Origin of the sequence: Myxococcus eversor, assembly GCF_010894455.1 — a bacterium.
In the GTDB taxonomy this organism is placed as follows: Bacteria; Myxococcota; Myxococcia; order Myxococcales; family Myxococcaceae; genus Myxococcus; species Myxococcus eversor.
In genome coordinates this window covers 78783-99312 of sequence record NZ_JAAIXY010000009.1, presented here as the reverse complement: position 1 = coordinate 99312, position 20530 = coordinate 78783, and the positions used below count along the sequence as shown (strand labels likewise).

Genomic DNA, 20530 nt, shown 5'->3' with positions numbered 1-20530 from the left:
GCACTGACGGAAGCTAACGCGCCGCCACGGCGCGAAACACGGCTCCGTCCAGCGACAGCCGTGTCGCCGCGTCCACGAGCTGCTCCGTGGCGATGATGATGCCGGGAGCATCCGCCAACCGGAACAGGTCCACATCCTCGGGAAGCGTCGCTGTGTCGAGAACGATGGGCTCCGGAAGAGGTCCCTCCGCATCACTGATGCCGCACCGGGGACACGGCGGCTTTCGCGCCCAGGTCAAAGCATCGGGATGAAACCGGCCCTGCACGTCCAGTTGCAGGTTCAGCAGCATCGGTGGGCTCTTCGTCCTGAAGCGCACGGAGACGGCGCTCCCCTGGAGCCCCTGAGCACCTGCTTCTCGGAGCCGAACGAGCGCCTCCTCTCGGATGCACAGGGACCAGCTCGCGGGCATGAAGAACGAGCCGAAGCTGCCCGAGCCTGTCCCTGTCAGCGGGCCGAACTCCGTTCCGGCATCGAGCACCGCATTCAGGGGAGCCATTGGGCGCACCAGCTGACGCAACCGCTCGAGTTCATCCAAGGGAACAGGAGACGGGTCGGACAACCGCTCCAGTTCCACACGCGGAAGGCTCGACAGGTCGACGCAAGGATATTCGAGGCCCAGCGTGGCGCCGCTCTGACCACACAGCGGACACGGCTCCACACCCGGGAGTCCCCACCGATGCGTGGCATTCAGCTCGCCTGAATAGCGCGACGACAGGTCCTGCTCGACTCGGAAGTACTTCATTCGCTGTCGCCGACCTCGGGGTCACGGCTCAAGGGTCCGTGAAAAGCTGGGGCCCCGGTGGAGCAATGGGATGCCCGTAGTAGGGCACGATGGGCCCCGTGATGTCGAACCGAAATGCCAGCTCGAAGGCCTTGCGGAGCAGCTCCTCCTTCGGAATGCGGCGACGATGCAGGTTCGCATTCATGTACTCCCGCCAGGCCGCATTCCAAGGTCCGCCACGCCCACCTGGATTGTGAACGCGAAAGTGGAGGTGCTCAGGCACCACCATCGTGAAGTCATGGATGTTGATGCCATGCCGCGTGAACCAACGCGCCAGCAGTTCCTCTTGTGGGAACAGGTGGTGTTTGATCAGCCTGCTGCCACCCAGGTCTGGGAACGCGGGGAGATAGCCGTAGCTGTAGCGAAAGTGGAAGACCATCCGAGGCCGCACACCCTGGCGAATCCCCGAACGCCTGTAGTCGCGCGGCGGCGGCCTGCCTGGAGGCCGCACAGGTCGAAATGCGCCACTGACACGCACCACTGCGTGTTCCGGGAGAGTCCGGGAGGCCTCTCCCCACTCCACATCTTCACACCCGAAGAGCCCACACTCAGCCAACGCGCCATCACAGGCGAAGACGACACACTCGTCGGTGTCCGGAGCTTCGCATGCCGCTTCCTCCCTGGCCCCCGCCACGTCCCACGCACGCTGCGCGGGCGAGGAGGTGCCGCAGGCGGAAAGACACGGCGCCAGCAGAAGCATGAGCACCGGAAGCGCCGGACGCCGCGGGAACGTGGACATGGCGACGATTATGCCGACATGGGAGACAGCGGCGCCTCGTTAGCTGCGCCGCGCCCGCGTCGAGCGCGCCGGAGCGCCTGCCCGTCAACGCGGACGCCAAGAGGGTCGGCAACGACATCGACCAGGCCACAGGCCGCGCTGCCACCCCACGCCCGTCGAGCCTCCGAATCACAACCACCTCGGAAGCTCGACCCTCCGTCACGCCGGCCGCTCCTGTCGCCAGCGCCGCGCATCACGCTCGGCACGCTCCTCGCGCGTCTGCACCAGCGTCATCCCCCGCTGCACGTCATCGACGTCGAGCGTCCCCACCAGCCGTCCCTCGGCATCCACCACCGCCAGCAACTGCGCCGAGTTCTCCGCCAGCTGTCGCACGGCCCGCCATCCATCCTCGTCCAACCGCACCACCAACACGGGCCGCATCACCTCACGCGTCAGGCGATGGATCCGGTCCGCCTCCGACACCGCGCGCACCGCCTCCACGTCCACCAGCCCCACCGGCCGCCCGTCCTCCGTCACCGGCAACACCGTCTGCCGCTCGCGTCGCAAATCCCAGAGCGCCTGCTCCAACAGCGCCCCCACCTCCACCCCCGCCCCGCGCGGCGTCATCAACTCCGACACCGACACCCGCTCCAGCAAGGCCTTCATCCGCACCTGCCGCGACTCGCCCTCCGCCCCCATGAAGATGAAGAAGGCGATGACGAACAGGAACGGATTGAACGACACCAGGCCCCACACCGCGAACAGCACCGCGAACCCACGCCCCACCAGTGACGCCACCCGCGTCGCCTTCACCGCCCCCAACCGCCCTGTCAACACCGCCCGCAGGACGCGCCCGCCATCCATCGGGAACGCCGGCAGCAGGTTGAACAACCCCAGGAACAGGTTGAGGCTCGCCAGGTAGAAGCACGCGAACCGGAGGTTGAACGACGTCGTCCCCTCCACCCCCCACGTCGCCAGGCCGAACAGTCCCGCCAGCGCCAGGCTCGTCAGCGGCCCCACCAACGCCATCAGCGCTTCGTCCCGAGGCCGAGGCGGCGCCTCCGACAGCTCCGACACCCCGCCCACCATCATCAACGTAATCGAGCGCACCTGCCCGCCCCGCGCCAGCGCGTAGAATGTGTGCGCCAGCTCGTGGATGAAGACGGACGCGAACAACCCCACCGCCACGCCCAGCCCCCACAAGATGGGCGAACCCATCAGCTGCTCCGGAGGCACATTGGCCACCTCCGCCGCCCGCCGGAACGCGCCGCCGAACAGGTACGCCAACAGCGGCAGGACGAGCAGCAGCGAATAGTGGACGCGGATGGGGATGCCCCGCAGCGAGCCCAACTTCAACGCACCTCGTGACTCGCGCATCGTCGCCTCCTTGCTCCCCTTCAAGCTCCATCCCGCACCCGATGCGCGCACGGTGCCGGGATTGACTCGTTCGCCCGTCTGCCTCCTGAGTGTCCGCTGCCGGGCCCACGCGATGTCCACCCACGAGCACCCCACCGTCGCTCCCGCTCCCGCTCCGCGAAACGCTGGCTACCGTGCTCCCGCTCGGTCCCTGGCCGAGTCCCCCATCCCCCGGAGGACCCCATGCACAACCCCCTCACGCTCGCGCGCGAAGCCTGGAGAATGGTTCGAGTGCTCCAGGACCCCCACCGCCTCCAGGACATCATCGACCTGGCCCGCGTGCTCGCGCCGCCCATGGCCATGCGCCGCGTGGTGGAGCGCCTGATGCAATCCCCCACCACCGCGCGCGCCTTCATCGAGCGCCCCCGCGTCGGCCTGCTGCCACTCGCCAGGCTGCGCACGCTGCCCGAAGGCACCCTCGGCCGCGTCTTCGCCGACCACCTCGCCCAGAATGGCCTGGACCCCACCGCCCTGCCCTACCGCGAAGCCCACACCGACGAGGACTACATCCGGGCCCACCTGCTGGAGTCCCACGACATCTGGCACGTGCTCACCGGCTTTCGCACTGACGTGGCCGGAGAGCTGGGCGTCCAGGCCTTCAGCCTGGCGCAGCTGGGCAGCCCGTTCGCGCTGGGCATCCTCACCGGGGGCCTCGCCAACACCCTGCTCTACGCCTTCTCCGAGCGCGACGCGCGCATGCAGGCCCTCACCCGGGGCTGGGTGCTGGGGCGCCTGGCGCGGCCCGTGTTCGGCGCCCCCTGGCGCGAGCTGTGGGAGGTGCCGCTTGTTGACGTTCGGGCGCGCTACGGCCTGGACCTGCCAACAGTGGACGCCCTGCTCCCCGCCCTGACGCCCCCGGTGAAGAGGGACCCCTCTCGCAGGGCGGCTTGACCCGAAGCCGGACAGCGCGCGAGCCGCCCAATCGTGCTAGAGGGCGGCCCATGGACGAGACCTCCGAGAAGGACCCCCTCCGCGCACGCCTCCAGCAGATGGAGAAGCAGGCCGAGCTGGGTGGCGGTGCCGACCGCATCGCCAAACAGCACGAGGCCGGCAAGCTCACGGCCCGCGAGCGCATCGACCTGCTCCTCGACCCCGGCTCCTTCACCGAGCTGGACAAGTTCGTCACCCATCGCTCCACCGACTTCGGCATGGGCGACAAGAAGATTCCGGGCGACGGCGTGGTCACCGGCTACGGCACCGTCGAGGGCCGCCAGGTCTTCGTGTTCGCCCAGGACTTCACCGTCTTCGGCGGCTCGCTGTCCGGCGCCTATGCCCAGAAGATCTGCAAGATCATGGACATGGCCACCCGCGTGGGCTCGCCCGTCATCGGTCTGAACGACTCCGGCGGCGCGCGCATCCAGGAAGGCGTGGAGAGCCTCGCCGGCTACGCGGACATCTTCCTGCGCAACACCCTGGCCTCCGGCGTGGTGCCCCAGATTTCGCTCATCATGGGGCCGTGCGCGGGCGGCGCGGTGTACTCGCCGGCGATTACGGACTTCATCATGATGGTGAAGGACACCTCGTACATGTTCATCACCGGCCCGGACGTCATCAAGACGGTGACGCACGAGGAGGTGTCGAAGGAGTCGCTGGGCGGCGCGCTGACGCACAACCAGAAGTCCGGCGTGGCGCACTTCGCCGCGGAGACCGAGCAGGCCGCCATCGTCATGACGCGCGAGCTGCTCTCCTTCCTGCCCTCCAACAACCAGGAGGACCCGCCGGCCCAGCCGTGTGACGACGACCCGTTCCGGGCCGAGGAGTCGCTCAAGACGATTGTCCCGAGCAACCCCAACAAGCCCTACGACATCAAGGACATCATCAAGGCCGTCGTCGACAACAAGCACTTCTTCGAGGTGCAGGAACACTTCGCGCGCAACATCGTCATCGGCTTCGCGCGGATGAACGGCAAGAGCGTGGGCATCGTCGCCAACCAGCCCGCGTTCCTCGCCGGCGTGCTGGACATCGACGCCAGCGTGAAGGCCGCGCGCTTCGTGCGCTTCTGCGACTGCTTCAACATCCCGCTGATCACCTTCGTGGACGTGCCCGGCTTCCTGCCCGGCACCGACCAGGAGTGGGGCGGCATCATCACCCACGGCGCCAAGCTGCTGTACGCCTTCGCCGAGGCCACCGTCCCCAAAATCACCATCATCACCCGCAAGGCGTACGGCGGCGCGTACGACGTCATGGCGTCCAAGCACATCCGCGCGGACATCAACTACGCCTACCCCACCGCGGAAATCGCCGTCATGGGGCCCGAGGGCGCCGTCAACATCATCTTCCGCAACGAGCTGCTCAAGGCGCAGGACGCCGCCGCCGAGCGCACGAAGCTGGTGAATGACTACCGCGAGAAGTTCGCCAACCCCTTCAAGGCGGCGGAGCTGGGCTACATCGACGAGGTCATCCGGCCCGAGGAGACCCGCACCAAGGTCATCCGGGCGCTGGAGATGTTGAAAGACAAGCGGCAGGAGAACCCGCCGCGAAAGCACGGGAACATCCCGCTGTAGACTCCTTCCAGGCCCCTGGATGCCTGCTCTCCGTCGGCTGGAGAGCAGGCAGGCTTAAGCGACGCGGGAAATTCTCGTGCGTCGCGCGGGCTTTCAGGTGGCCAGGAAAGGAACCCCCATTTGTCCCACCGCCGACTGCTTCTCTTTATCGCCGACGTCGAAGGAAACCTCACCGCCGTGCGTCAGACGCTCAAACGCGTCTGCGAGGCGGTGGACCTGCCCGTGCCGGAGGTGAAGTGGGTGGAAGCCCCTCCGGAGGGGCTGGCCGAGACGGGCTGGCACGCCGCCGAGGTGGCCCTGCCCCCCGCCCCCGGACGCAAGGCCCGCAAGTCCGAGCAGCCCTTCCTGGAGGAGCAGCTCGACGCCATGTCGCAGGCGCTGTCCCAGGACTTCCGGGAGCGCGTGCTGGGCATCTTCGTGGACCGGGAGCACAGCTATGCCCGCACGTGCGTGAGTGGCCCGGGCCGCCCCGCCAAGGCGGTGGAGGGCGAGGTGCTGGACGTCATGCGCCAGGCTGCTCGCTGGCTGGACGTGGAGACGGGCTTGCTGGCGCGGATGTTCGGCGGCGGCAACACCGCGCGAAACCTCCTGGCGGCGGCGGTGGACTTCGGCGGGGAGACGAACGCCCCTCCCACGAAGCCCCCGGAGCCGGACGATGATGACCGGTTCGTCGAGGCCAAGCTGACCCAGGCGCGCGCCTACATGGAGCAGTACCGCAGCGCCCGGAAGTAGGTCCGCGACAGACGGCGAATCACCCCGCCCTTCCGGACCGTGAGGCCAGGAAGGGCGAAGAGCGAGACCGCGTGTCACCGGTGACGACGACGCGCGGCGCGCAGGAGCACTGCGCCCGCGAGGAGCGTCAACAAGCCCAGGTTCGAGGAGCCGGCGGGGACGCCGCAGCCGCAGCCCATCGTCTCCTCCGGAGGTGGAGCGTCCCCGGGTGATGAACCCGCGTCGGAGTTCCCCGGGCCCGCGTCGAGAGAAGAACCCGCGTCGGACCCGGTGCCGGCGTCCGAGTCACTCGCCCCCGCGTCGAGAGAAGGACCGGCATCAGACTCGGTACCTGAGTCCCGAGGCGATGAGCCCGAATCCGCGTCAGGTGTGGTTCCCGCGTCGGAGGCGCCTGCGTCCTGGGCGCCAGCATCCTGTTCGGTACCCGCGTCCGGAGCACTGCCCGCATCAGGCGTGGGCACGCACACGCCGGACTCGCAGGCGCCGCCCGCACACGCACTTCCATCCTCGAGTTCCGGATTCGAGCACGCGCCCGTGGACGGATTGCAGCTTCCCTCCGCGTGGCAGGCATCGCTCGCGCCGCACATCACCGGGTCCGCTCCAGTGCATGCACCCGCGTGGCACGAGTCACTTCGCGTACAGGCATTGCCGTCGTCGCACGCCGCGCCATCCGCCGAGAGCATGTCCTCGGGACACTCCAGCGCCATGCCGTCACACACCTCGGCCACGTCGCAGACGCCCGCCGAAGCCCGGCACGTCCGATTCACCTCGATGACGGCTCCACACGCCCCATCCACCGCGCCCCCGCTCGCCACACCGCAGGCCTGACAGTCCGTGGCGAGGCCACCACCGCAGGCGCTGTCACAGCACACGCCATCCACACAGAAGCCACTGGCACACTCCCCGCCAACCGCGCACGCACGCCCCTGCTGGAACGAGTGGACGAAGCGCATCTTCACCTGCTCCGTCTGGGGCGGCACCCCGGCACGGTTGTACGTCACCAGCGTCTGTCCCTCTCCATCCGAGGCAAGCGACAGGCCGTATTGAATCCGGGGGTCGTCGGCGATGAGGAAGCGCTCGCCATCCAGGACCGCGCCCGCCTGGCTCACGCGGTTGCCATACACCGAACCATGGAACTCGGTCGGCGTGCGCCACGCCACCAGGTAGTTCGTTCCATCGAACGCAACTCGCAAGTCCTTGTCACCTCTGAGCATGAGGGGCACCCCGCTCGAGACTCGAAATCCTTCCGGCTCCAGCGCCTCCCCCTCCTCCGTCAGGCGCGCGGCGTTCAACGACTGCGAGACCGAGTCATGCCACACCAACAACCCGCCTCCCTGCCCGCGCCCCGCGAGCGTCAGGCTGGCAATCCTGCCCGGACTGGTGACGAGGAGGCGCCCTCCGACATCCAACACCTCACCCGTGTTCGACACCCGAGTCCCCATGGCGCTCCATCCCCCCATCCACGTCACCAGGTACTGCTGCCCCAGGAACGCCACGTCATGTACGCCCCCAGCCGAGGAGAAGGTAATGGGCGCTCCGACGACGCCGTCCCGCACGAACACCCCGCGCGCGGAGTTGCTGATGGAGTTGTAGCGGGTCCACGCCACCAGGAAGCCTCGGCCATCCGAGGCCACCTGAGGATCCATCTCGTCGTTGGTGCTCGGCGCGCTCAGGAGGATTCCCGTCGGGTCCACCACGGCCCCATCCTTGCGCACCCGGGTTCCGAAGATGTCCCACCCGGAATTGCGATCCCGGTAGTCCGCCCAGACGACGAAGAACTCCGTGGCACTGGCGGCCACCGCCGGATCGATCTTGGCTCCGGCATTCCGCGCGATGGGCAGGCCCGTCGGGTCCAGCACCCTACCGGAGCGCTCGACCCGGGCGCCGTAGATGTTGTACTCGCCCCCGCGCACGTCACGCCAGACCACGAGGTAGACCTCACCGTTGAAGGCCACCGAGGGCTGCGCCTCGCCGTTGAACGACAGGGAGAGGATGCGCGGCGGAACGTCCCGCGCGACGCCATCCCGTCCCACTCGCGTGCCACAAACATCGGCCATCCCATACACGCGGTCCGCCCAGGTCAGGAGCACCTGCTCTCCATCCGAGGCCATCGCGGGCGGGCCGACAAACTGGGTGGCGCTGCCCAGGACCACCCCCGAGGCGATATCGAGCCGGGTCCCCGCGGGACTCACTCGGAACCCCTTCACCTGGGTGCTCTCGATACTGGACCGCTCTTCCGTCCAGGCCACCTGGACATTGACTCCGTCGAACGCCGCCGCGAGCCACAGCGGGTACGCCAGGGACGTTCCCCCCAGGGGCAGGTCCGCCACATCCAGACGGGTTCCATCCGGAGCCAGGCGAACGCCATACACCTGCCGCGCGCCACGCAGGTCCTCCCAGACGACCAGCACTCCCGTCCCGTAGCTGGCCAGCGCCGGTCGACGCTGATTCCCCGCCGCTGACGTGACGGTGAAGGACGCCGTCACCGTGTTCTGAGGAGAGAGGGTGCGCCCCATCAAGTCGCTGGTGGCACTGGAGTAGGACGTCTCCCAGACCACCAGGTAGCGTCCTTGGATGAAGACGAGCGCGGGCCGTGCCTTGCTGAGGGCTCCGGTCGTGAGGGTCAGCGCCGTGCTGTCCAGCACCGCCCCCGCGCCCGACACCCGCTTGGAGTGGATTCCCGCCGTGGACGGGCCATACATTTCATCGTCACGCCAGACCACCAGGAAGCCCTGACCGTCCGAGGCCACCGTCGGCGCGCCCCGCTTTCCAGCACCGTGAAGCACCGTGATGCCGTTGGGGTCCAGCACCACGCCCGAGGTCGAGACGCGCGACGCGCGAATCATGGAGCCCGTCGTCCAGGCGACAAGGTAATCCGTCCCGTTGAATGCCACCGAGGGCTCCTGCTCATCGCGCTCGGCGGAGGCCACGTCGCTGGAGACGACGAAGCCCACCATGTCCAGCACCTGCCCCGTCCGGGAGACTCTCGCGGCGCGGATGGACCACAGGGAACCGGAGACGAAGTCTGGTGTCTCCGAGTGCTGCCAGACCACCAGGTAGTTCGTCCCGTCGAACGCCACCCGGGGCTCCTGCTGCGCGCCCGTCGTCGGCCCCGGCAGCGGCTCCCCCACCTCCGACTCCGGCGAGACGAGCGGGTCCAGCACGGCGGGATACGTGGAGGACTCCAGCAGCGATGCGGGAACCTCCAGCACGACCTCGCCGCGCTCGAAGCGGGGCGCGGGCAGCGGCGTGCGAACACCCCGCGAATCCACCCACGTCGCCAGCCCATAGCGCGCACCGGGACCACCGCCCTCGGGCGCGAAGTGCAGGCCCGCTTCCGATGCGCGTGCGAAGCGCTGGCCTCGCGCGCGCACTCGCACCACCAACGGGCCTTCTCCCATGGGCTTCTCCGCGAGCGCCCACGACTGCTCCACTCCCACCTCGGTGTTGCGGAGCAGCTCCCTCACCGAGCCCCTGTGCAGGACAAGCCCACCATCCTCCAGAGCCTCCATGCGCGCCGCCGGCAGCGGCCCTCGCGCCCCACGCCCCAGGCTCACCGTCTCCAGCGACAAGCCCGCCCCCACGGACTTCTGGAGACCTGCGAGTCCGGGCATGAACGTCACCGTGCCCCCGCCCACCTCCACGGCATATGTGGATTGGGCGCCGACGAAGCGCGTGCCCTCGGACTTGAAGGAGAGCCCGACACGCCGGACGACACCCATCACGTCGAATGGGGCGGACACCGCGGAGGCCGGCTGCGGAAGGGAGACCCCGGTCGGCACCGCTGGCTCGGACGACCGCTGACAAGCGGACAGAAGGAGCCACACGGCGAGCAGGGCCCCACCTCCCAGCGTGAAGAGCCGGGAGGGAACGACGGACGACGAGTGCATGGAGAGTGTTTCCTGTACGGCCCCGCCGTGCAGCCTACCGCATCCCCGGCGCGCCCCACGAGCCACTCAGGGGGTGGGTTGCCCCCGTCCCAGGGGCGGGAGGAGGACCCCATCCAACCCACGCAAAACGGGTCGGCCCGTGGTAGACGGGCGGCCATGCCCAAGATCCGCAAAGTGCTCGTCGCCAATCGCGGCGAGATCGCCATCCGGGTGATGCGCACCTGCAAGGAACTCGGCATCGCCACGGTGGCGGTGTACTCGGAAGCAGACCGCTCCGCCCTGCACGTCCGCACCGCGGACCAGGCCTTCTTCGTCGGGCCGCCGCCCTCCCGCGAGAGCTACCTGGTCCAGCAGCGCATCCTCGACGCCGCCAAGGCCTCCGGCGCGGACGCCATCCACCCCGGCTATGGCTTCCTCTCGGAGAACGCCTCCTTCGTGCGCGCCTGTGAAGAGGCCGGCATCACCTTCATCGGCCCGCCCGCCTCCGCCATGGACGCCATGGGCGAGAAGACCCGCGCCCGCGCGAACATGATCAAGGTCGGCGTGCCCGTCGTCCCGGGCAGCACCGAGCCCATCGCCACCGAGGCCGAGGCCCGCGAGTACGCCCAGAAGATTGGCTTCCCCATCATGCTCAAGGCCGCCGGCGGCGGTGGCGGCAAGGGCATGCGCCGCGTGGAAGGCATGGGCGACTTCGAGTCCGCGTGGCGCTCCGCCAAGAGCGAAGCGCTCAACTCCTTCGGCAACGACGCCGTCTACATCGAGAAGTATCTCGAGAAGCCACACCACGTCGAAATCCAGGTGTTCGCCGACACGCACGGCAACGTCATCCACCTGAACGAGCGCGAGTGCTCGGCGCAGCGTCGGCACCAGAAGGTCGTCGAGGAGACGCCCAGCCCCATCCTCACGCCGGAGCTTCGCGCGCAGATGGGTGAGGTCGCGGTGAAGGCGGCCAAGGCCGTCAACTACGTGGGCGCCGGCACGGTGGAGTTCCTGGTCGACGTACACCGCAACTTCTACTTCCTGGAGATGAACACCCGCCTCCAGGTGGAGCACCCGGTGACGGAGTGGGTGACGGGGCTGGACCTCGTCGCGCTGCAAATCAAGGTCGCCGAGGGTGAGAAGCTGCCGCTCCTGGAGGCGCCCACGCCGCGTGGCCACTCGATTGAAGTGCGCGTGTACGCGGAGGACCCGTCGCGCAACTTCATGCCCAGCCCGGGAAGAATCACGTACCTGCGCGTGCCGGGCGGCCCCAACGTCCGCGACGACTCGGGCGTGTTCCCCGGCTACACGGTGCCCAATTTCTACGACCCGATGATTTCCAAGCTGTCCGTGTGGGCCCCCACGCGGCGCGAGGCGATTGCCCGGGCCCAGCGCGCGCTGTCCGAGTACGTGGTGAAGGGCATCACCACCAACATCCGCTACCTGCGCGCGATTCTCGCGCACCCCGAGTTCATCGAGGGCGACTACGACACGGGCTTCCTCGGCCGCGAGCACACCACGCTCCAAGGCGTGGAGGACCCGAAGCTGAGCGAGATGGCCCTGCTGGCCAGCGCGGTGTACGCGCACCAGCGCGACACGAAGCGCGCCAAGAAGCTGCCCGGCGGCAAGGCGGACGCGGCCGACGCGAGCAGTGGTCGCATCAGCCCGTGGCGCCTGGCGCTGCGCTCCCGCCGCCGGTAACCCCACCCCCGAGCTCACGAGACTTCCATGCGCTATTTCACGAAGCAGCAGGGACAGAAGGAAGCGGTGCCGGTGGACCTGGAGGCCCTCGGGGGCGACAGGTACAAGCTGACCGTCAACGGCGTCACCTACCAGGTGGACGCGCTGGCGCTGGAGCACGGCACCATGAGCATGCTGGTGGACGGCCAGTCCTACAGCGCCGAGTTCGAGGAGAGCGGCGACGAGGTCGGCGTGCTCCTGCGCGGGCAGGTGAGCCGCTTCGACGTGGCGGACGAGCGCCGGCTGCGGCTGCGCGCGGGCACGGCCGCCTTCTCCGTGGAGGGCAAGCAGCTCGTCACCGCGCCCATGCCCGGCAAGGTGGTGAAGGTGCTGGTGAAGGTGGGCGACGAGGTGAAGGAAGGCCAGGGCCTGGTGGTGGTGGAGGCCATGAAGATGGAGAACGAGCTCAAGAGCCCCAAGGCGGGCAAGGTCACCGAGCTGTTCGCCAAGGAAGGCACCACCGTGGAGAACAACGCCAAGCTGGTCATCGTCGAGTAGCGGCCTTCGTCGGGAGCGGCGCGCAGGGTGCTCGCGCGCCGCCCCGATTCCCCCGTGAAGGACTACGGGTTCCAGCAGTTGCCATTCTGGTCGTTGATGTAGGTCCAGTAGCGCAGGTCAGAGCGCACGTTCCCATAGGCGAACCAGCTCCAGCCGCCGCTGCCGTCATGGAACTCCGCCATGCGCCACCCCGTGCCGAAAGCACTCGCGCAAATCTGGTTTGCGACCACCAGGCTCGTCAGGGACGTCCCCGACACGGGCAGGGTGGTGGCGATGTTCCCCTTCGCCCAGCCATTGTAGAAGTCCGGGGTGATGCCCGGCGGGACAGGCGAGCCGTCCTGCTTGATACACAGCACGGGCAGCACGGCCGAGCACACCATGTCCCCCGTATAGGGATTGCAATTCAGACACCCCACATGGTCCACCCCGGCGGCGTGGCCACTCGTCCCCCACGTCATTCCCTTGCCACCCGAGGCCCAGGCATCGGGCGCCAGCATCAGCGAGAACAGGAGCAACCAGAGCGGGCTCTTGAATTCCTTCATCATGTCTTCTCTCTTGCCTGAAAAACCAGACGTAGACAGGCAAGACAGGCTCACCGCCACCCGCCAGTAAATCAAGACAACCGTCCGCACCGCCCACCGCAAGGCATTGACCGGCCCCCCGGGCTGGGCCCGGGTTCGACCCGCACCGGGAGCGGCCCACACCGCACGGGCCGCTCCCAGCCCCAAGTCTGTCCGCGTCAGCGGTAGTACGGCGACAGCGCGGCGGTGATGCGGGCAATCAGGTCCGCGGTCTGCAAGCGGTCATCCGCGCCCAGGGACGGAAGCCGCGCGGTGAGCGTGTCCCGAGCCGACACCAGCGTGGAGTACGACGCCAGCGTCTGCTGCGCCTTCAGGATGTCCACCATCGTCCTGCGCGACGCGTAGCCTCGCACCCCATCCGTGTTCAACAGAATCGCCTGCACGTCCGTGAGCACCGCGGACAGCAGCGCCGTGGCGTTGGACGGGTTCGCGGCGAACACGCCCCGCTCCGCCGCCGGGTCCAGATACAGCCGGGACAAGAGCCGCCGCGCGAGGTCATCCGCGCGCTGCGCATGGAGCGCGGGCGCCCCCGGCGGCACCACCAGCGGAGGCCGCACCGTCTGCAGCGCGAGCTGGTACGCGAGCACCTGCGTCGAGGCATCCCCCGCCCGGACGAACTGGAACACCGAGTTGGCGCTCGTGTTGAAGAGGTACGCCAGCCGCGGGTACATCGCCGATGAAGCGGCCGTCAATTGAGCCAGCGCCTGGTGCAAGGCGGGCACGTAGAACTTCGTCAGCGGCTCGTCGAAGCGGTCATACCGGTTGCACGTGGGGTCGACGCGCGTGTCCGGGTCCGTGCAGAAGTCATACGTGGGCAGGTCCGGTGACAGGCCATAGAGGTAGCGCACCGCCTGCACGTCATACGGCCCCGGCATGTCGCCGTACACGCTGTCCAGGTCCGAGGTGTAGTCCATCACCGAGCTGGAGCGCAGTCCGGCGGCGCTGCCGTCGTACACGTTGGAGCCCGCGAAGTTGTGGCGCAGCCCCAGCGTGTGCCCAATCTCGTGCAGCACCAGTTGGGTGAGGCGGGCCTCCACCTTCTGCTTCTTGGTGAGCGGCGTGCCCGGCGGCGCCAGTCCGGCGGCCTCGGTGCTGGCCACCCGGGCCTCCTTGCGCATGTCACACAGGGACTGGCCGCCCATTCCGGACCACGTGAGGCGCAGCGGGTGCACGGGCCGCTCGGCGGCGAGCGCGTCCACGTCTCCCTCGAAGTCCAGGTGCGCCGTCTCCAGCCAGATGTTGCTCACGTAGACGCTGGCGCCCCGCACCTCGCCGGTGTTCGGGTTGGAGCGCCAGTTGGCGAAGGCGAACGGCGTCCACGGGTCCGGGTCGAAGATGAGGGAGTTCTTGTCGTCGTCGCCGAAGTCGCGCGAGCCGTCCGCCACCACCGCCTCCAGCGCCGTGAAGCCGAAGGCCGTGTTCCAGTTTTCGATGCCCCGCTTCACCGCGCCCACCACGTCGTACTCCTGGAAGCGCGGGTCATTCTGCACGGTGAGGATGCTGGAGGTGATGTTCCAGCGGATGGGCGTCATGCCCGGGTAGATGGCCCACTTGGAGGCCACCTGCTCCGTGTAGCTGCCGGTGTTGGGAATCAGCTTCTCCTGGCTCAGGAAGTAGTGCTCCACGTCCGGCGGCGGCGTGGGCACGTAGCCCGGGCTCTCCCGGTAGCGCCGCAGCGCCACGCTCAACGTGCCCGACGTGCGGAACGGGTTCTCCTCCAGGAAGTAGTGGGCCAGGTCGTCGGGCAGGTTCGAGTAGCCGGTGAAGACCTGCTCGAAGGTGACGCCATCGGCGACGGGCCGCAGCCGCTGCGCGAAGCTCAGCTCCACCTGGAAGTGGGCCTGCGACAGGCCCGCGTTCAAGTCCCCCATCACCCCGAAGCGGTTGAACCCCGCCGCCGGGTCGATGAGCACGTACTTGTCCGAGCCCCGGCGCCGGTTGAACGGCGCATGGTCCGTGACGATGGGGTACGCCTCCACCAGGACTTGGGGCTCGAACACGTCGCTGATGACCTTGCGGTCATCCACGTCCAGGACGAACAGCTTCCCGTTCTGCTCCTTGAAGCTCACCACCCGCGTGCCCAGCGAGCTGGCCGCGTTGTAGTAGACGCCCCCCGGGTGGTTCTGCGTGAGGTACGCGGACAGGAACCACCGCCGCCCCAGCTCGCTCTTGCGGATGGCCAGGTAGAAGCTCGTGCCCGAGTCCTCCACCACGCCCTCCAGCTTCTGCTCCGCCTGGCGCTTCACCTCCGCGCCCACCGTCCGGGGCACCGCGACGAAGTCCCCGTCCAGTTCCTCCGCCGCCCCCTCCTCGGGAGGGCCCGCCTCGACAGCGGGAAGCACTCCAGTGTCACCACAGCCCGGGCCCCACAGCAGCGACAGCAACAGGGCGCCCAGCAACGAGCCTCTCGGCAAGACCTTCCGTTCGCGCATCGTGCATCTCCGGTTCCAGGTTCCAGGCTCCAGGACGCGTGGAACACACGCCCTGGTCCGGAGAACGGCGCCCTTCCTCCAACTTCCCAGCCGGCCCCCTCCAACCCCTGGATACCCCTCACCGGACAACCATCTCCCCCACCCCATCGACAAGAAGCGGAACGCCGCCTCGCGACAAATGAATCCCAGTCACTTTTGTATCTGCGTAACCCCCCGATTCAATCCACCAGGAGGGACGGATGCGGAACTGGCTGAAGGGACTGATGGTCGCCGGAGCGCTGCTCACGGGCTGTGGCGGCGTGGAGGCGGAACTCGACGAGCAGGCCCCGGCGCTGGGCGAGAGCCAGGCGGCCCTGGAGTACAACGAGGACCTCCACTGCCTCGTCCCGGGCCCGTATGTCCGCTGCAACAGCGGCATCCAGATGGCCTCGTACTGGAGCGCGGAGCTGAACCACTGGTTCATCCAGCGCAATGTCTGCGGCAGCCGCGGACCCATCATCTGCCCGCTTTAATCACTCCCGTACACTCGCAGTACGAACGGCGCTCCAGTCTCCGTCCTGGTTTGTTTGCACGCAAACTACATGGCAGACTGGAGCGCCATGAAGTCACTTCGTCGGAGAGTCCTGCTCACAGCCCTGGGCACGGCGCTGTCGGCGTGCGCGTCACGGCCCGCGCCCCCGGTTCAGCACTACACGTTGGGAATGTCTCGCGCGGACTTCCGCGACTATGGCGGCGCCAAGTCCGACCCGTGCGACGCCGAGCAGCGCTGGCTGAATGACGAGCTGACGGCGGTCAACGGCCTGTTGGCGCGCTTCGTCAACGGGACGGAGCAGCTCTCCAATCCCCGCGCGCTGGAGCACGCGCAGCAGGTAGAGCTCCTGAAGGAGGCGCAGGCCTCGCTGCCCAAGGTGCTGGACGTCCACGAGGGCAACCTCCGGGGCCTGGCGCGCTGCGGGTTCAAGGACAAGGGCGCCTTCCCGGAGATTTCGCGCCGGGGCCAGGAGCTGCTGAAGGAGGCGCGGGCGCGGCTGGCCGAGTCCGACGCCGTGCTCGCGGCCGCGGCCCTGCGGACGGCCCAGGAGAAGTGGAAGGAAGAGACGCCCCAGCGCGAGAGCACCGCGCGCGGCACGTGGTGCACGGCCAACCCGAAGGTGGGCGAGGCGACGGTGTTCTACGCCCGCCAGGGCCTGGCGGGCGGCACCACGTGGCACTTCTGCGACGGGGCCCGCGTGGAGCAGGCCGCTGGCGCGGAGCCAACCTTCGTGGAGCCGGAGGACCTCAACCGCAGGGAGCGGCGGAAGGTCCAACCGCCCCGCTACCTGGAAGCCGCCGCCAACTTCCCCGCCGAGGAAATCGACCGGCCGCCGGATGGAAGCGCCCCGAAGAGCGCCTCACCGGCGCCGTGACGTTCTAGAGTCCTGGACTCCACCGGGCGCCCCGCAACCCAGGTCGCCCCCTGCCCAGGGCTCGCCGTCATGCGACACGCCGCCACCGTCGCCTTCGCGCTCCTCTTCTGTCTGCCCGCGCTCGCCGCGAAGCGCGAGGGCACTTGCGAGGTCCGGGTGATGGGCGGCGTGCAGATGGCCTTCACGGGCCAGGGCGGAACCCAATCCGCCACCTCGGACCACTGGGTGTCACCGGAGGAGATGAGTCAGCTCCTCGCGAAGGTCGCCAGCAAGTCCAAGAAGACCCCCAACAAGACGCAGGCCGACCTGGAGAAGCAGGCGGCGCGCGGCGGGGGCCTGGTGGGCCCGCTGTCCCTGCACTGCATCAGCGCCTCGGACGGCGCGCTGGGCAGCCTCAGCATCCTCCCCGGGACGAACACGAAGGAGAGCGTCCCCTTCAAGCCGGGCACGTACTCGCTCGTCACCTTCGAGGAGAAGCGCGGCCAGCTCCCCGTGGCGCTGCGCCTCAAGGGCATCAACTACATGCTCACCGAGCCGGGCGTGCTGGTGCTCACCCGCTTCGACAGCACCGGCGTCGCGGGCACCTTCACCTTCAACGCCCGGACGCACGACTCGGCGAACAAGCCCGGCGTCACCGTCCGCAACATCCGCGTCGCGGGCAGCTTCGACATCCCCTGCGGCATGAAGACGCGCGTCTGTCGCTAGGCGGCCGGGAGCAGCCCCAGGCGTTGCCAGTGCGCCAGGTAGCGCCCCAGCAGCTCCTCATCCATCTTCCGGAAGCCGGCGTCATCCCCCTCCAGCGCGTGGAGTGTGTTGTGCGCGTCGTACACCGGCATGTCCTCGTACAGCTCCCAGCGCGTCGCCTCGCCCGCGTAGACCTGTTCGTACAGCATGGGCACCAGCGGGCAGAGCGGGTTGTCGGCCACGCGCGCGTCGCGCATCAGCCGCCCCACCCACTCCTTGTAGGACACGCGCGGGAGGGGATGACCGCAGCGGTCCAGCAGCGTGTAGAAGTCATTGATGTCGACCGAGTCCTCGGGACGCGGCGGCACCAGGTGGTACGCCTTGCCCACCGCGCCCTCGCGTGAGGCGATGCCCAGGATGGCGCGGCTGACGAAGTCCACCGGGACGAACTCCTTGCGCTGCCGTGGCAGGTCCGGGACGGCCCCCAGTTGGATGCAGCCCCGGATGAAGCGGGCCACGAAGTCGTCGGCGTTCCCGACGCCCGTGCGGCTGTCGCCCATGATGAAGCCCGGCCGGTAGACGCTCACCGCGACACCGCGCGCCGCGGCCTCCCACACCCGCTGCTCCGCCACCCACTTGCTCGCCGAGTAGCCGATGTCGTAGCGCAGGCACTCCACATGGGCGTCGAGGTCCTCGTCCTCACGCACGTGCGCGAGGCCGTTGAAGTACCCGGTGGGGCCGAACACGGCGATGGTGGACATGTGGTGCACGGGCTTGGGCCGGCCCTGCATGGCCAGCCGCAACACCTCCGTCGTCCCATCCACGTTGGCGGCCCGGTGCGCGGAGTAGGGCTGCACGTAGTTCACATGCGCGCCGACGTGGAACAGCGCCTCCTCGCGCGCGGCCAGCTCGTGGAATTCCGAGGGCGACAGGCCCAGCAACGGAGAGCCCAGGTCTCCCAGCACCGGCTGCAGCCGCCCCACGAAGGACGCCTCCCAGAGGCCGTACTTCTCCAGGGCCTGACGCAGCCGCGTGTATCCGGTCTCCACGTCCCGGGCGCGGACCAGGCAGGCCACCCGCGCGCGCGTCGTGCGCAACAGGTCCCTCAGGAGGAAGGCCCCCAGGAAGCCCGTCGCCCCCGTGAGGAAGACCCGGTCCATCACCTCCAACGGGACGGCGCTGAGCGCGGGCTGCCCGGTGGACAGGCGAAGGTCCTCGGGAAGTCGCGCATCCGCCCGCCACGTCTCCGGTCCGTCCTCCGCGCGTTCAGGCTCCCTCACGCCGGAGCGCGCCCGCCGCACCACGTCCAGGAACGCCGCCAGCGTGCGCGCCTCGTAGAGCGAGTACGCCGACAACCCCACGCCGTACAGCTCGCGCAGCCGCATCACCAGACGCGCCGCGAGCAGCGAGTTTCCACCCAGGCGAAGGAAGTCATCCTCCAGCGAGGGCGACTCCAGCCCCAGCAGCTCGGCCCACACCGCGCCCACCTCCCCGGCCAGGGCGTCCTCGGGAGCCCAGCCCGACGCGGCGGGCCCGGCCGTGCCTCGCGGTGACGACTCCAACGGGAGCGCGTCCCGGTCGACCTTGCCATTCACCGTGGTGGGCAGGCGCTCCAGTTCGTGGATTCGCGCGGGCACCATGTACTCCGGCACGCGGGCGCGCAGTGCGTCCTGGAGCGCGGTGCCCGTGCCCGCGGACGGCGTCTTCGGAACGACATGGGCCACGAGCGACTTCTCGCCGTCCGCGCGCTCCTGGAGCGTCACCACCGCATCCCACAGCAGGCCGCTCTCCAGCAGCAGCCGGGCCACCTCCTCCAACTCGATGCGATGGCCGCGCAGCTTCACCTGGAAGTCCGCGCGCCCCAGGAACTCCAGCGTGCCGTCCTCCCGCCACCGCGCCAGGTCCCCGGTCCGGTACAGCCGGAGCGGCGATCCGGGCACCAGCTCCGAGACGATGGGGAAGCGCTCCCCGGTCAGCTCGTGCCGGTCCAGGTAGCCGCGCGCCAGCCCCGCTCCGGCGATGCACAGCTCCCCCGGACCGCCGGGCTCCACCGGACGCAAGTCGGGCCCCAGGACGAAGGCCTGGGTGTAGCGCGTGGGCCGGCCGATGGACACGGAGCCTGACAACACGTCCCCTCGCGTCACCTCGTGCGCGGTGGTGATGGTCGTCCCTTCGGTGGGGCCATAGACGTTGAGCAGGTGCGCGGGAGGCCCGCTCTCCAACACCGCGCGGAAGGTGCGCGGATTGGCGCGCTCACCGCCCACCAACAGATACTTGAGCTGCCCGAAGGCGTCCGGGCAGCCCTGCGCCACCAGGTTGAACAGCGCCGTCGTCATCAACAGCACGGAGACGCGTGTCTCCCGCAGCGCGTCGCGAAACACCGTCGCGTCCAGCACGCTCGACCTGGGCAGCAGCACCAGCGACGCGCCGTTGAGCAGCGCGCCCCAGACCTCGAACAGCGCCGCGTCGAACGCGTGGTTGGAGATTTGAGCCACCCGGTCCGTCGAGTCGATGCACACGTAATCCGTGTCGACCACCATCCGGCGGATGCCACGCGCGACCAGCTCGATGCCCTTGGGCCGGCCCGTCGTCCCGGAGGTGTAGAGCACATGCGTCCTGCGCCCCCCATCGCCTGGCGGCGCCACGAGGACGTCGGACCGCCCCGCGACCTGGGCTCCGTCACGCTCCAGGCACAGCCGCTTCGCGGGCCCCTCACCACAGCGCGCCTCGTCCGCCAGCGTCCCCGTGAGCAGCACCTGCGCGCCGCTGTCCTTCAACACGAAGGCGATGCGCTCCGGCGGGTGCTGGAGGTCGACGGGCACACACGTCGCGCCGAGCTTGCAGAGCGCCACCTGCGCGACAATCGCCTCGATGCCCTGCCCCAGCCCCACGGCGACCGGCGTCTCCTCCCCCACGCCCAGGTCTCGCAGCGCTCCCGCCAGTTGGCTCGCGCGCCGATTCAGCGCGTCGTACGTGACGCGCTTCACCCCCTGCCGCAGCGCGATGGCCTCCGGCCGCGCCTCCACCTGACGAGCCCACAGTTCAGACAACCCCGAGTCTCGCGAAAATGAATCAAACCGACCCAACCGCGAAACATTCAGTAAAATCATGCCCTCGGACATCGCGCCCTCCTCGTCAAAAGACAAACAAGCCCGCGTCGCCGCGAAAA

The 20530-nt window shown here is 68.9% G+C and carries 15 protein-coding genes; 8 read left to right on the top strand and 7 right to left on the bottom strand.

Annotation, left to right across the window (positions count from 1 at the left end):
- Positions 1–13: 13 nt before the first annotated feature.
- From sitI6 to G4D83_RS46860, 3 genes are all read right to left on the bottom strand, one after another.
- The gene (gene sitI6 / locus G4D83_RS19650; RefSeq protein ID WP_163866329.1) at positions 14–742 is read right to left on the bottom strand and encodes a SitI6 family double-CXXCG motif immunity protein; all 729 of its coding nucleotides are present in this window, start codon (positions 740–742) and stop codon (positions 14–16) included.
- 28 nt (positions 743–770) lie between these two features.
- Complete coding sequence (sitA6, locus tag G4D83_RS19645) at positions 771–1520, bottom strand: SitA6 family polymorphic toxin lipoprotein (RefSeq protein WP_476703753.1); 750 nt, start codon at positions 1518–1520, stop codon at positions 771–773.
- A 198-nt stretch (positions 1521–1718) separates the two neighbouring features.
- Positions 1719–2876: a site-2 protease family protein gene (locus tag G4D83_RS46860; protein ID WP_163866327.1), complete on the bottom strand. Its 1158-nt coding sequence runs from the start codon at positions 2874–2876 to the stop codon at positions 1719–1721.
- A 222-nt stretch (positions 2877–3098) separates the two neighbouring features.
- On the opposite strand from G4D83_RS46860, the gene G4D83_RS19635 reads away from it, so the two are divergent.
- From G4D83_RS19635 to G4D83_RS19625, 3 genes are all read left to right on the top strand, one after another.
- Positions 3099–3806 (top strand): Coq4 family protein, encoded by a 708-nt coding sequence (locus G4D83_RS19635; protein ID WP_205522663.1) that lies wholly within the window; start codon positions 3099–3101, stop codon positions 3804–3806.
- Between the two features lie 50 nt (positions 3807–3856).
- Complete coding sequence (locus G4D83_RS19630; protein ID WP_163866326.1) at positions 3857–5419, top strand: acyl-CoA carboxylase subunit beta; 1563 nt, start codon at positions 3857–3859, stop codon at positions 5417–5419.
- Positions 5420–5539: 120 nt separating this feature from the next.
- Entirely contained in the window at positions 5540–6151 is a 612-nt protein-coding gene (locus G4D83_RS19625) for a hypothetical protein (RefSeq protein WP_163866325.1), read from the top strand.
- 74 nt (positions 6152–6225) lie between these two features.
- Here G4D83_RS19625 and G4D83_RS19620 read toward each other — a convergent pair whose 3' ends face one another.
- On the bottom strand, positions 6226–10041 hold the full coding sequence (locus G4D83_RS19620; RefSeq protein ID WP_163866324.1) for an MYXO-CTERM sorting domain-containing protein: 3816 nt from the start codon (positions 10039–10041) through the stop codon (positions 6226–6228).
- 156 nt (positions 10042–10197) lie between these two features.
- Here G4D83_RS19620 and accC point away from each other — a divergent pair, with 156 nt between their 5' ends.
- Both accC and G4D83_RS19610 read left to right on the top strand, forming a co-directional pair.
- Complete coding sequence (gene accC / locus G4D83_RS19615; RefSeq protein WP_163866323.1) at positions 10198–11721, top strand: acetyl-CoA carboxylase biotin carboxylase subunit; 1524 nt, start codon at positions 10198–10200, stop codon at positions 11719–11721.
- 27 nt (positions 11722–11748) lie between these two features.
- Positions 11749–12258: a biotin/lipoyl-containing protein gene (locus tag G4D83_RS19610; protein WP_141643121.1), complete on the top strand. Its 510-nt coding sequence runs from the start codon at positions 11749–11751 to the stop codon at positions 12256–12258.
- A 62-nt stretch (positions 12259–12320) separates the two neighbouring features.
- Here the strand turns inward: G4D83_RS19610 and G4D83_RS19605 are convergent, their stop codons facing one another.
- Both G4D83_RS19605 and G4D83_RS19600 read right to left on the bottom strand, forming a co-directional pair.
- A complete protein-coding gene (locus G4D83_RS19605; protein ID WP_163866322.1) occupies positions 12321–12803 on the bottom strand; it encodes a flagellar hook-length control protein in 483 nt (160 codons plus the stop codon).
- Between the two features lie 194 nt (positions 12804–12997).
- The gene (locus G4D83_RS19600; protein ID WP_163866321.1) at positions 12998–15271 is read right to left on the bottom strand and encodes a zinc-dependent metalloprotease; all 2274 of its coding nucleotides are present in this window, start codon (positions 15269–15271) and stop codon (positions 12998–13000) included.
- 239 nt (positions 15272–15510) lie between these two features.
- Here G4D83_RS19600 and G4D83_RS19595 point away from each other — a divergent pair, with 239 nt between their 5' ends.
- The 3 genes from G4D83_RS19595 (at position 15511) to G4D83_RS19585 (ending at position 17382) form a co-directional block, all read left to right on the top strand.
- Positions 15511–15783 carry a hypothetical protein gene (locus G4D83_RS19595; protein ID WP_163866320.1) on the top strand — a complete coding sequence of 91 codons (273 nt, stop codon included), beginning with the start codon at positions 15511–15513 and terminating at the stop codon, positions 15781–15783.
- A gap of 87 nt (positions 15784–15870) precedes the next feature.
- Entirely contained in the window at positions 15871–16677 is an 807-nt protein-coding gene (locus G4D83_RS19590; protein ID WP_163866319.1) for a hypothetical protein, read from the top strand.
- A gap of 69 nt (positions 16678–16746) precedes the next feature.
- On the top strand, positions 16747–17382 hold the full coding sequence (locus G4D83_RS19585; protein ID WP_163866318.1) for a hypothetical protein: 636 nt from the start codon (positions 16747–16749) through the stop codon (positions 17380–17382).
- Here G4D83_RS19585 and G4D83_RS19580 read toward each other — a convergent pair.
- Complete coding sequence (locus G4D83_RS19580; RefSeq protein ID WP_163866317.1) at positions 17379–20411, bottom strand: amino acid adenylation domain-containing protein; 3033 nt, start codon at positions 20409–20411, stop codon at positions 17379–17381. The two genes, G4D83_RS19585 and G4D83_RS19580, sit on opposite strands and share 4 nt — an antisense overlap.
- Positions 20412–20530: the final 119 nt, after the last annotated feature.